This window comes from Streptomyces canus (genome assembly GCF_030815415.1).
Lineage (GTDB): Bacteria > Actinomycetota > Actinomycetes > Streptomycetales > Streptomycetaceae > Streptomyces > Streptomyces canus_F.
The window spans coordinates 4663365-4674640 of sequence record NZ_JAUSWW010000001.1 but is presented as its reverse complement, the minus strand read 5'-3'; the positions used below and the strand labels follow the sequence as shown (position 1 = coordinate 4674640).

Annotated in this window: 11 protein-coding genes; 5 read left to right on the top strand and 6 right to left on the bottom strand. The window is 70.1% G+C overall.

Annotation, left to right across the window (positions count from 1 at the left end):
- Positions 1-13: 13 nt before the first annotated feature.
- The 5 genes from QF037_RS21605 to folE all read left to right on the top strand — a co-directional run bounded on the left by QF037_RS21605 (position 14) and on the right by folE (position 5920).
- A complete protein-coding gene (locus QF037_RS21605; protein ID WP_307027682.1) occupies positions 14-1138 on the top strand; it encodes a zinc-dependent metalloprotease in 1125 nt (374 codons plus the stop codon).
- Between the two features lie 192 nt (positions 1139-1330).
- Positions 1331-2359 carry a tRNA lysidine(34) synthetase TilS gene (gene tilS, locus QF037_RS21600; protein ID WP_307027680.1) on the top strand — a complete coding sequence of 343 codons (1029 nt, stop codon included), beginning with the start codon at positions 1331-1333 and terminating at the stop codon, positions 2357-2359.
- Between the two features lie 51 nt (positions 2360-2410).
- On the top strand, positions 2411-2971 hold the full coding sequence (hpt, locus tag QF037_RS21595) for a hypoxanthine phosphoribosyltransferase (RefSeq protein ID WP_046260375.1): 561 nt from the start codon (positions 2411-2413) through the stop codon (positions 2969-2971).
- Between the two features lie 183 nt (positions 2972-3154).
- Positions 3155-5194, top strand: coding sequence for an ATP-dependent zinc metalloprotease FtsH (gene ftsH / locus QF037_RS21590; protein ID WP_307027678.1), 2040 nt, complete (start codon positions 3155-3157; stop codon positions 5192-5194).
- 120 nt (positions 5195-5314) lie between these two features.
- Positions 5315-5920 (top strand): GTP cyclohydrolase I FolE, encoded by a 606-nt coding sequence (gene folE / locus QF037_RS21585; protein ID WP_307027676.1) that lies wholly within the window; start codon positions 5315-5317, stop codon positions 5918-5920.
- A 57-nt stretch (positions 5921-5977) separates the two neighbouring features.
- On the opposite strand, the gene QF037_RS21580 is transcribed toward folE, so the two are convergent.
- The 6 genes from QF037_RS21580 to QF037_RS21555 all read right to left on the bottom strand — a co-directional run bounded on the left by QF037_RS21580 (position 5978) and on the right by QF037_RS21555 (position 11087).
- Entirely contained in the window at positions 5978-6463 is a 486-nt protein-coding gene (locus QF037_RS21580; protein WP_307027674.1) for a DUF3180 domain-containing protein, read from the bottom strand.
- A 56-nt stretch (positions 6464-6519) separates the two neighbouring features.
- Positions 6520-7131 (bottom strand): 2-amino-4-hydroxy-6-hydroxymethyldihydropteridine diphosphokinase, encoded by a 612-nt coding sequence (gene folK / locus QF037_RS21575; protein WP_307027672.1) that lies wholly within the window; start codon positions 7129-7131, stop codon positions 6520-6522.
- Positions 7128-7487, bottom strand: a complete 360-nt coding sequence (folB, locus tag QF037_RS21570; protein ID WP_307027670.1) for a dihydroneopterin aldolase — start codon at positions 7485-7487, stop codon at positions 7128-7130. The genes folK and folB overlap by 4 nt, the downstream gene beginning before the upstream one ends.
- A 248-nt stretch (positions 7488-7735) precedes the next feature.
- Positions 7736-8239: a nuclear transport factor 2 family protein gene (locus QF037_RS21565; RefSeq protein WP_307027668.1), complete on the bottom strand. Its 504-nt coding sequence runs from the start codon at positions 8237-8239 to the stop codon at positions 7736-7738.
- Positions 8236-9189 carry a dihydropteroate synthase gene (folP, locus tag QF037_RS21560; protein ID WP_307027666.1) on the bottom strand — a complete coding sequence of 318 codons (954 nt, stop codon included), beginning with the start codon at positions 9187-9189 and terminating at the stop codon, positions 8236-8238. The genes QF037_RS21565 and folP overlap by 4 nt, the downstream gene beginning before the upstream one ends.
- Positions 9190-9275: 86 nt before the next feature.
- Positions 9276-11087 (bottom strand): phosphatidylglycerol lysyltransferase domain-containing protein, encoded by a 1812-nt coding sequence (locus tag QF037_RS21555; protein ID WP_307027664.1) that lies wholly within the window; start codon positions 11085-11087, stop codon positions 9276-9278.
- Positions 11088-11276: the final 189 nt, after the last annotated feature.

Below are 11276 nucleotides of genomic sequence, written 5' to 3'. Positions count from 1 at the left end.
GTACGGTTGACGCATGACGAGCATCGGTGGTGCAGAGATGGTCGACTGGAATCTCGCGGTGGCGACCGCGACCCGGCTCGTGAGGCCGGGCCCGGAGGTGAGCCGCGACGAGGCCAGGGCCGTCGTCGCCGAGTTGCGCAAGCACGCCAGGGCCTCGGAGGAACACGTCCGCGGCTTCACTCGAATGGGTACCGAGGAGACCCACGACACCCCGCTCCTCGTCGTGGACCGCGCGGGCTGGATCAAGGCGAACGTCGCCGGCTTCCGGGAACTCCTGAAGCCGCTGCTGGAGAAGATGCAGGAACGTCGCGGCAGCACTCCGGGCGGCGCGGTCCTCGGCGCCGTCGGCGGCAAGGTGACCGGCGTCGAACTCGGGATGCTGCTGTCCTTCCTGGCCTCCCGCGTCCTCGGCCAGTACGAGACCTTCGCCCCGGCCACCCGCGAACTCCCCGCCGGCGCCAACGGCGGCGGCCGCCTCCTGCTGGTCGCGCCGAACATCGTGCACGTGGAGCGCGAACTCGACGTGGAGCCCCACGACTTCCGCCTGTGGGTGACCCTGCACGAGGAGACGCACCGCACGCAGTTCACCGCCGTGCCCTGGCTGCGGGACCACCTGGAGGGTGAAATCCAGTCGTTCTTGGGGGAGACCGAGGTCGACCCCATGACCGTCCTGGAACGCATCCGGGAAGCCGCCCAGTCGCTTGCCGGCGGGCGCCCCGAGGGTGAGGAGGAGGACGGCGGACGGTCGTTGGTGGAGATCGTGCAGACGCCCGCCCAGCGGGAGATCCTCGGCCGCCTCACCGCCGTGATGTCCCTCCTGGAGGGGCACGCCGACTTCGTGATGGACGGAGTGGGTCCGGAAGTCGTACCGACCGTCCAGGAGATCCGGGAGAAGTTCCAGCAGCGTCGCGCCAAGGGCGCCTCCCGCCTGGACATGGCCCTGCGCAAGCTGCTCGGTCTGGATGCCAAACTCAGGCAGTACCGCGACGGCGAACGCTTCGTACGCGCGGTCGTCAACGAGGTCGGCATGGACGGCTTCAACCGTGTGTGGACCTCCCCCAACACCCTTCCGACCAAGACGGAGATCGCCAAACCGGCGGACTGGATCGCGAGGGTGCACCGCAAGGCCGAGTCGTGAGCCCCGCGGCGGGGTCGTGAAGGAAAACCGGCCGACGGCAGGCGAACGCCCCTTCAATCACCCGTCCGAGGGACCATGAGCCCTGGGTAGGCGTGCAATGCTCGGGGAACGGCCCGGTTCTGTCACCATCTACACACTCTGAGTGACCGAACTCGGGTCTCACCCCCGAAAACTTCATGAAGGGAACCGGACATGGGTCCCCATCCTGCGGTCGCGGCGATACGCCTGGCGGTCCGCCGCGCCCTCCACGACATCCTCAACGACCATCAGACCTCCTCCGCCGAGAAAACCCCGCATGAGCGTCCACCGTCGCCGCTCGTGCTCGTGGCGTGCTCCGGCGGCGCCGACTCCATGGCCCTCGCCTCCGCTCTCGCGTTCGAGGCCCCCAAACTCGGCATCCGCGCGGGTGGCATCACCGTCGACCACGGCCTCCAGCCCGGCTCCGATCTGCGCGCCGACGAAGTCGCCCTGCGCCTGCGCGAACTCGGGCTCGACCCCGTCGAGTCCGTCGCCGTGACCGTCGGCCGCGAAGGCGGACCCGAAGCAGCCGCCCGCGACGCCCGCTACGCCGCCCTCGACGCCGCCTCCGCGCGCCATGGAGCCTGTGCCGTCCTGCTCGGCCACACGCGCGACGACCAGGCCGAGACCGTGCTGCTGGGCCTCGCCCGCGGCTCCGGCATCCGCTCCCTGTCGGGAATGGCCGCGGTCTCGGGGGCCGGCGGCCGTTACCGCCGCCCCTTCCTCCAGCTCGACCGGCAGACCGCCCGCAAGGCCTGTCTGGTCCAGTCGCTCCCCGTCTGGGACGACCCGCACAACGCGGACCCGGCGTACACGCGTTCCCGCCTGCGCCACGAAGGCCTGCCCGCCCTGGAGAAGGCCCTCGGCAAAGGCGTCGTGGAGGCACTCGCCCGTACGGCCCAGCTCTCCCGCGACGACGCCGACGCCCTCGACGCCTGGGCCAGCCAGGCCGAGACCGCCGTCCGCGACGCCGCCGGCCTTCTCGAGTGCGCCAAGCTCTACGCCCTGCCGCCCGCCGTGCGCCGCCGCATCCTGCGCCGCGCGGCCATCGAGGCCGGCGCCCCCGCAGGCTCGCTCTTCGCCCGCCACATCGAGGAAGTCGACCGGCTGATCACCGCCTGGCGCGGCCAGGGAGCCATCAATCTCCCCGGCAAGGTCGTCGCCCAGCGCCAGGGTGGCAGACTGGTGATTCGGCAAGGCTGAATCCTTACGCCCCTCAGCGGGGCCGGACAGCTGGTGGGACGACCGAAAGTGATGCGGGTGGACGCGAAAGACATGGGCACCGACCTCAAAGAGGTGCTCATCACCAAGGAAGAGATCGACGCCAAGCTCGTCGAGCTGGCCGCGAAGATCGACGCGGAGTACGCGGGCAAGGACCTGCTCATCGTCGGCGTCCTGAAGGGCGCGGTGATGGTCATGGCCGACCTCGCGCGGGCGCTGTCCACCCCCGTCACCATGGACTGGATGGCCGTGTCGTCGTACGGCGCGGGCACCCAGTCCTCCGGTGTCGTCCGGATCCTCAAGGACCTCGACACCGACATCAAGGGCAAGCACGTCCTGATCGTCGAGGACATCATCGACTCCGGCCTGACCCTGTCGTGGCTGCTGTCCAACCTCGGCTCGCGCGAGCCGGAGACGCTCAAGGTGTGCACCCTGCTGCGCAAGCCGGACGCCGCCAAGGTCGCCATCGACGTCGAGTGGGTCGGCTTCGACATCCCCAACGAGTTCGTCGTGGGCTACGGCCTCGACTACGCCGAGAAGTACCGCAACCTGCCGTTCGTCGGTACGCTCGCGCCCCACGTCTACGGCGGCTGACCCGAAGGGCCCAGCCCCGTACGAAGATCGGGAACCCTGGCGGGCACCACGCCGTTGGAGCATGCAGACGGGTTCGTCAGCCGTCCTGTGCGTCTTCGGACGACAATGCTGGGGTACCGTCAGAAGAACTGTCTTATCAAACTCACTATGGCAGGAGGGACGGGGCGACACCGCTCCGTATGGATGGACGTGAAGCGATACTTCCGTGGGCCGGTCATGTGGATCGTGCTGGCCGTCCTTGCCGTGGTCGTGTTGATGCAGGTTGTCGGCTCGTCCGGCGGCTACAAGACGGTGGACACCGGCCAGGTGGTCCAGGCGATCAATGAGAACAAGGTCGAATCAGCCAAGCTGACCACCGGCGACGAGTCGACCATCAAGGTCCAGCTCAAGGACGGCCAAAAGGTCGAGGGCAGCTCCAAGATCCAGGCGAGCTATATCGGCGACCAGGGTGTGGACATCGCCAACACCCTGCAGGGCAAGTTCCAGCAGAAGCAGATCCCCGACGGGTACACCGTCTCGCCGACGAAGCAGAACGCCTTCGTCGGGATCCTGCTCTCCCTGCTCCCCTTCGTCCTCATCGTGGTCGTCTTCCTGTTCCTGATGAATCAGATGCAGGGCGGCGGCTCCCGGGTCATGAACTTCGGGAAGTCCAAGGCGAAGCTCATCACCAAGGACACCCCCAAGACGACGTTCGCCGACGTCGCCGGATCCGACGAGGCCGTCGAGGAGCTCCACGAGATCAAGGAGTTCCTCCAGGAGCCGGCGAAGTTCCAGGCCGTCGGCGCCAAGATTCCCAAGGGCGTACTGCTGTACGGCCCGCCCGGCACCGGTAAGACCCTGCTCGCGCGTGCTGTCGCGGGTGAGGCAGGCGTGCCGTTCTACTCGATCTCCGGTTCCGACTTCGTCGAGATGTTCGTCGGTGTCGGTGCCTCCCGAGTCCGTGACCTCTTCGAGCAGGCCAAGGCGAACGCCCCGGCGATCGTCTTCGTCGACGAGATCGACGCGGTCGGCCGCCATCGTGGCGCCGGCCTCGGCGGTGGTCACGACGAGCGCGAGCAGACCCTGAACCAGCTGCTCGTCGAGATGGACGGCTTCGACGTGAAGGGCGGCGTCATCCTGATCGCCGCCACGAACCGGCCCGACATCCTCGACCCGGCTCTTCTGCGCCCCGGCCGCTTCGACCGCCAGATCGCGGTCGACCGCCCGGACATGCAGGGCCGTCTGGAGATCCTCAAGGTTCACCAGAAGGGCAAGCCGGTCGCACCGGACGTCGACCTGTCGGCGGTCGCCCGCCGGACGCCGGGCTTCACCGGCGCGGACCTGGCGAACGTGCTGAACGAAGCGGCGCTCCTGACGGCGCGCAGCGACAAGAAGCTGATCGACAACCACATGCTCGACGAGGCCATCGACCGCGTCGTGGCGGGCCCGCAGAAGCGGACCCGGATCATGTCGGACAAGGAAAAGAAGATCACCGCGTACCACGAGGGCGGACACGCCCTGGTCGCGGCGGCCTCCCCGAACTCCGACCCCGTCCACAAGATCACCATCCTGTCCCGCGGCCGTGCCCTGGGCTACACGATGGTGCTCCCGGACGAGGACAAGTACTCGACCACGCGCAACGAGATGCTCGACCAGCTCGCCTACATGCTGGGCGGCCGCGCGGCCGAGGAACTGGTCTTCCACGACCCGACCACGGGCGCCGCGAACGACATCGAGAAGGCCACGGCGACGGCCCGCGCGATGGTCACGCAGTACGGCATGACCGAGCGTCTCGGCGCCATCAAGTTCGGTGGCGACAACACCGAGCCGTTCCTCGGCCGGGAGATGTCGCACCCGCGTGACTACTCGGAAGAGGTCGCCGCGCTGGTCGACGAGGAGGTCAAGAAGCTCATCGAGACGGCGCACAACGAGGCCTGGGAGATCCTGGTCGAGAACCGCGACGTCCTCGACGCGCTCGTGCTCCAGCTGCTGGAGAAGGAGACGCTGAACAAGGAGCAGATCGCCGAGGTCTTCGCTCCCATCGTCAAGCGTCCCCCGCGGCCGGCCTGGACCGGCTCCTCCCGCCGCACGCCGTCCACCCGTCCGCCGGTGCTCTCCCCCAAGGAGCTCGCACTGACGAACGGCGCCAACGGTGCGACGCCGGCGATCACCACCGCCAAGTCCACGGCGGCGGACTCCTCCCCGGCGGCCGAGCCGGTCACCGAGGACCGTCCGGAGAACTGACACCCCGGGCCCCGGTGACCTCACCAGGACCGGAATGGATGCCGCGCCCCCCAGGATCTAGCCTGGGGGGCGCGGCGCTTTTCGGCCGCTTCGGCAGGCACACCCAGGAACGAGGCAGAGATGACCGACCCCGTGACGCTGGACGGCGAGGGCTCGATCGGCGACTTCGACGAGAAGCGCGCCGAGAACGCGGTGCGCGAGCTGTTGATCGCGGTGGGGGAGGACCCTGACCGGGAGGGGCTCAGGGAGACGCCGGGGCGGGTGGCTCGGGCGTATCAGGAGATATTCGCCGGACTGTGGCAGAAGCCCGAGGACGTACTGACGACGACGTTCGACCTGGGGCACGACGAGATGGTGCTCGTGAAGGACATCGAGGTGTACTCCACGTGTGAGCATCACCTGGTGCCGTTCCGGGGTGTCGCGCACGTCGGCTACATTCCGGCCACCACCGGCAAGATCACCGGCCTGTCCAAGCTGGCGCGGCTGGTGGATGTCTACGCCCGTCGGCCGCAGGTGCAGGAACGACTCACCACGCAGATCGCGGACTCCCTGATGGAGATCCTGGAGCCGCGCGGTGTGATCGTCGTCATCGAGTGCGAGCACATGTGCATGTCGATGCGCGGCATCCGCAAGCCGGGCGCGAAGACCATAACGTCGGCGGTGCGGGGGCAGCTGCGGGACGCGGCGACACGCAATGAGGCGATGAGCCTCATCATGGCCCGCTGACGCACCGGACAGAGCGTCTGTGGCCTGGAGCGCGGCCCGGAGCAGGGCTTTTCGGCGCTATGCCGCCGACGCCGCCCCCGTGTTCCGGTCGTCGTCCTCCGGGAGCTTGCAGACCCGCTCCAGGAAGATCGCGGCCACTATGACCGCGATACCCGCCAGGACCGAGAAGCCGGCGTAGATGGCCTGGTCGCGGCGGGCGGGGATGTCGAGGGATTCCAGGAGGAAGACGCCTGTGCCGCCGTACATGCCGGCGACCAGGGCGGCCACGAGGGCGCTGGCCTGGCCGAAGACGACCGCGCGGGCCGCCATCAGGGGGTCGACGCCCTTGGCCTCGGGGCGGCGCTCACGCTGGGCCTTGAGACGGGAGCGGATCGAGAGCGCCGTGGCGATGAGGACCACGGCGATCAGGGCGAGGACGATGGGGGCGGCCAGGGGGACGCTGGGCAGGGTCCCGATCGAGTTCCACAGGCGGGCGCCCGCCCAGGACAGGATTGCGGCGATGACGAAGACGCCGGCCAGCAGCCTGATGCGCAGCTCTCTCACGGTGCCCCTTCAGCTCCCCCGGATCCCACGGACAGTGGTTGCTTTGACCTTAACGACTACTCGGGCAGCCGGAGTTCCAGGTCCGGGCGGGCTTCGATGCCGATTCGGGTGACGGTGGCCAGCAGGCCGGACACCGGGCCGCGGCCGGGGAGCTGTGCCTGCGGTTCCACGTCGTTCCACGGCACCAGGACGAAGGCGCGTTCATGGGCGCGCGGGTGGGGGAGCGTGAGCGTCGGGTCGTCGGAGACGACATCGGCGTAGGCCACGATGTCGACGTCGAGGGTGCGTGCGCCCCAGCGCTCGTCCCGTATGCGGTGGAAGGCCTCCTCGACCGCGTGGGCCCGCTCCAGGAGCGAGGACGGGGGCAGCGTCGTCTTCACCACGACGACCGCGTTGAAGTACGACGGCTGGCTGCCGGGCGCGACGCCCCACGGCTCCGTCTCGTAGACCGGGGAGACCGCCTTCACGCGGACGCCCGGGGTGTCCTCGAGGGCGTCGATGGCCCCTTGGAGGGTCTCCAGGCGGTTGCCGAGGTTGGCGCCGAGGGAGATCACGGCCCGTTGCGGGTTGTGCAGGGTGGTGTCGGCGGCGTCGACCTGCTGTACGACGGAGGCGGGCACCGGCTGGACGGTCGGGTCGCTGTGACCCTCGGTGAACGAGGCAGTCATACTCGGCTCCGGGTGATGGTGATCGTCACGTCGTCGAAGGGGACCGTGATCGGTGCGTCCGGTTTGTGGACGCAGACCTCGACCTCCTGGACCTCTTCGTGCTTCAGACAGGCCTGCGCGATGCGCTCCGCGAGCGTTTCGATGAGGTTGACGGGCTCGCCCTGGACGACGGCCACCACCTCCTCCGCCACGATTCCGTAGTGCGCGGTCTTCGACAGGTCGTCGTCGGCGGCGGCCGGCCGGGTGTCCAGTCCCAGGACGAGGTCCACGACGAAGGTCTGGCCCTCCTCGCGTTCCTCGGGGAACACACCGTGGTGCCCGCGGGCCTTCAGGCCGCGCAGCGCGACACGATCCACGCGAATCACTCCTGCAATCGTCGGTGACGGCCGGTTCGTGTCGTGTGCGGACGGCACACCGGCCTCGAACGAATCTACCTGCGGGCACTGACACTGCCGGGCCACGGGGGCGCCGACCCGAGCCGGGGCCAGAGGTTTCATCGGGTGTTTCCCCTGGGGAACCCGGTGGCTCACGGGTTGGTAGCCGCCCCTACCCGGAGGTCCGTGATTCCAACCACTTCTTGGTCCCCGCGGGGGCGCCTACCCGCTCAGGAGGGTGTGCCGTCCGGTTCGTCCCCGTCGTTTTCGGCCAGAACGGGGGAGGCGTGGTGGGACCAGAGTTTCCAGCCGGACGGGGTGCGGCGGAACACGTTGGTCGCGACCACCAGCTGGCCGACGAGCGGGCCGAGCTCCTCGCCGCCCTCGGGGGCGGGGCCGCCGCTGAGGATGTTCTCGGTGCAGTTGACGAGGGCGGTGTCGCCGGTGACGGAGACGTGCACGTCGGTGAGGAAGAACTGGATGTAGTCGGTGTTCGCCATGATCAGCGCGTACGACCTGAGGACCTCGCCGCGGCCGGTGAGCACGGGCCAGCCGGGGTGCACGCAGGAGATCACGCCGCTGTCGGCCGGATCGTGGTACTCCTCGTCGACGCCGAGGTCGGCCGGGGTGAGCCAGAGGGAGGTCAGCTCCTCGAAGTCGCCGCGCTCCATCGCCTCGTAATAGGTGGTGTTGGCGGCTTCCACCTGCTCGACGTCGGTGTGGGGGGCGCTCACTGGTCGCCTTCGGGGGAGTGGGTTCCCGGGGTGCTCACCGCGGCGGTGAGCACCTCGCTCGCGTGAGTTGCTCCCCGCGCGCGGTCCGATGCGCGCGCGCCCTCCACGGCGCGTGCGACCCGTACGGCGTCCGCCGTCGCGCGCACCTCGTGCACGCGCACCGCCCACGCGCCGGCCTGCGCCGCGAGGGCGGAGACGGCGGCCGTCGCGGCGTCGCGCTCGCGGGCGGGGGGCGGGGCGCTCCCGGGGCCCGCGAGGACGCGGCCGAGGAAGCGCTTGCGGGAGGCGGCGACGAGGAGGGGGTGGCCGAGGGCGAGCAGGCGGTCGAGGTGGGCGAGGAGGACGAGGTCGTGCTCGGCGTCCTTGGAGAAGCCGAGGCCGGGGTCGACGACGACGCGGTCGGGGGCGATGCCGCCGGCGAGGACGGCCTCCACGCGCGCGTGGAGTTCGTCGACGACTTCCGCGACGACGTCGGCGTAGACGCCCTTGACGTTGCCGCCCTCCAGGAAGCCGCGCCAGTGCATGACGACGAAGGGGGCGCCGGAGTCGGCGACGACGGGAATCATCGCGGGGTCGGCGAGGCCGCCGCTGACGTCGTTGACGAGACAGGCGCCGGCGGCGAGGGCCTGTGCGGCGACCGAGGCGCGCATGGTGTCCACGGAGATGGTGACGCCCTCGGCGGCCAGGCCGCGGACCACGGGGATGACGCGCTTGAGCTCCTCGGCCTCGTCGACGCGGGTGGCGCCGGGGCGGGTGGACTCACCGCCGACGTCGACGAGGTCGGCACCCTCCTCGACCAGGGCGAGGCCGTGCTTGACGGCGGCCGTCGTGTCGAACCAGCGGCCGCCGTCGGAGAAGGAGTCGGGGGTGACGTTGACGACTCCCATGACCGCGCAGCGGTCCCATTCCGGCAGCCCGACGACGCGCCCGCGTCCGCTCTGCTTGCTCATACGTTCAGCCTAGGCCCAGGAAGGAGCCGCAAGGCCGCCCGGCCCGGAGAGCGGGGGCCGCCCGCCGCGTCCCGGGCCGCCCGAGGTCACGCCGCGCGGACGTCTCGTTCCGCGACGGCGTGGGCACACGCGCGTGCGATGTTCCGGCGGCGGCGCAGGAAGCGCGGCAGAGGGAGGCCGAGGTTGACGAAGCCCTCGGCCTGCATGGCGGCGAAGCCGATGCGGGGAAGGTCGCCGGAGGCGCGGTAGACGACGAAGCGGGGCTCCCAGCGGGGCTGGAACTTCGCGTTGAACTTGTACAGGGACTCGATCTGGAACCAGCGGGAGAGGAAGACCAGCAGCCCGCGCCAGGCGCGCAGCACCGGACCCGCGCCGATCTTCTCGCCGCGCGCGAGGGCGGCGCGGAACATGGCGAAGTTCAGCGACACGCGCGCGATGCCGAGCCTCGGCGCGGCCTGGAGCGCGGCCACGATGAGCAGTTCGTTCATGCCGGGGTCGGCGGAGCGGTCGCGGCGCATCAGGTCCAGGGAGACGCCGTCGGTGCCCCACGGGACGAAGTGCAGGATCGCCTTCAGGTCGCCGTACTCACCCGGTACGGCGTCCGCCTTGTGGGCGGTGGCGATCAGGCAGTCCCCGTCGGTGGGGTCGCCGATGCGGCCCAGCGCCATGGAGAAGCCGCGCTCGGTGTCGGTGCCGCGCCAGTCGTCGGCGGCGCGCCGGATGCGCTCGAGTTCGGCGTCTCCGAGGTCACGGACGCGCCGAACCCGAGTCTCGTAACCGGCGCGCTCGATGCGCTTGACCATCTGGCGCACGTTGCGCATCGCGCGCCCGGCGAGGGAGAAATCCGCGACGTCCACCACCGCCTCGTCGCCCAGTTCCAGGGCGTCCAGGCCGGTCTCGCGGGTCCAGACCTCGCCGCCGGTCTCCGAGCAGCCCATGACGGCGGGCGTCCAGGAGTGGGCCTTCGCCTCGTCCATGAAGCGCTCGATGGCGCCCGGCCAGGCCTCGACGTCGCCGATGGGATCGCCGCTGGCGAGCATCACACCGGAGACGACGCGGTAGGTCACCGCGGCCTTGCCGCTGGGGGAGAAGACGACGGCCTTGTCGCGGCGCAGGGCGAAGTGGCCGAGGGAGTCGCGGCCGCCGTGCCTGTCCAGGAGGACCCTGAGACGGGCCTCGTCGTCCTCGGTGAGTTGCGCGGCGGGGTGTTCGGGACGGAAGGCCAGGTAGATCGTCGTGATCGCCGTGAGCAGGCCGAGGGCGCCGAGGGAGAAGGCGACCGTCCAGGAGGTGTTGCCCTGGTAGTCGACGGGGCCCTCGAAGCCGAACAGGCCGTACAGGACGTGGGTGATGCGGTCGGCCAGGCTCGGGTCGCCGACGAGCGTCTTCGGGTGGACGCTGACGATGACCAGCCCGAGTGCGAGCGAACCGGCGCCCATGAGGACGAAGTTGGCGAGCGCGCGCCACCGGCTGCGCGGGTCGGGCAGCGCCCTGAACTGGTCGCGGTGGATCAGCAGCGGCGCGAGCAGGGCGAGCGAGATGAGCGCGCCCACCGGGGAGTGGCGGTAGGTGAACTGCGCGACCGCGCCGGCCGGCAGCAGGGCCACGGCGGCGCGCCAGGCCCGCCGCTTGCGGCGCCTGAGACCGTGGGCGAGCAGAAGCAGCAGCACGCCCGTGCTCAGGGAGAGCGCGGCGGCGAACGGGCCGAGCGCGCCGGGGAGCACCTCGGCCATGGTGTGCATACGGCTGTGCCGGAAGCGCGGGAAGACGCCCGCGGCGATGTCCAGCAGGCCCACGATCGCGCAGGCTCTGGCGACCAGGACGGGGACGGCCTCGGGGCGTGGGCCACGCAGCGCGTGCCGTGCCCACAGTGATCGGTTCGGAACCCCGCCCGACATTTCCACATCTGTCCTGACAGACATCGCATCCCGTAGTTCTGCGAGAGAGCTTGGATCCGGGCCCGCATCGGGCATCCGGCGACATTGCGCCCTCTAGGACGGTGTCTTCGAGGGAGAGGTTCACTCGCTTCCTCAAAGCCGGTCCAAAGGCCGGGAAAAGGGCCGGACAAGCCTTCGCGAAGATCCGCG

Excerpts from the sequence above, each read along its gene's own strand:
- tilS (WP_307027680.1), top strand. The coding sequence starts at position 1,331 with ATGGGTCCCCATCCTGCGGTCGCGGCGATACGCCTGGCGGTCCGCCGC.
- QF037_RS21555 (WP_307027664.1), bottom strand. The coding sequence starts at position 11,087 with ATGTCGGGCGGGGTTCCGAACCGATCACTGTGGGCACGGCACGCGCTG.
- hpt (WP_046260375.1), top strand. The coding sequence starts at position 2,411 with ATGCGGGTGGACGCGAAAGACATGGGCACCGACCTCAAAGAGGTGCTC.
- folK (WP_307027672.1), bottom strand. The coding sequence starts at position 7,131 with ATGACTGCCTCGTTCACCGAGGGTCACAGCGACCCGACCGTCCAGCCG.
- folP (WP_307027666.1), bottom strand. The coding sequence starts at position 9,189 with ATGAGCAAGCAGAGCGGACGCGGGCGCGTCGTCGGGCTGCCGGAATGG.
- ftsH (WP_307027678.1), top strand. The coding sequence starts at position 3,155 with ATGGACGTGAAGCGATACTTCCGTGGGCCGGTCATGTGGATCGTGCTG.
- QF037_RS21605 (WP_307027682.1), top strand. The coding sequence starts at position 14 with ATGACGAGCATCGGTGGTGCAGAGATGGTCGACTGGAATCTCGCGGTG.
- folE (WP_307027676.1), top strand. The coding sequence starts at position 5,315 with ATGACCGACCCCGTGACGCTGGACGGCGAGGGCTCGATCGGCGACTTC.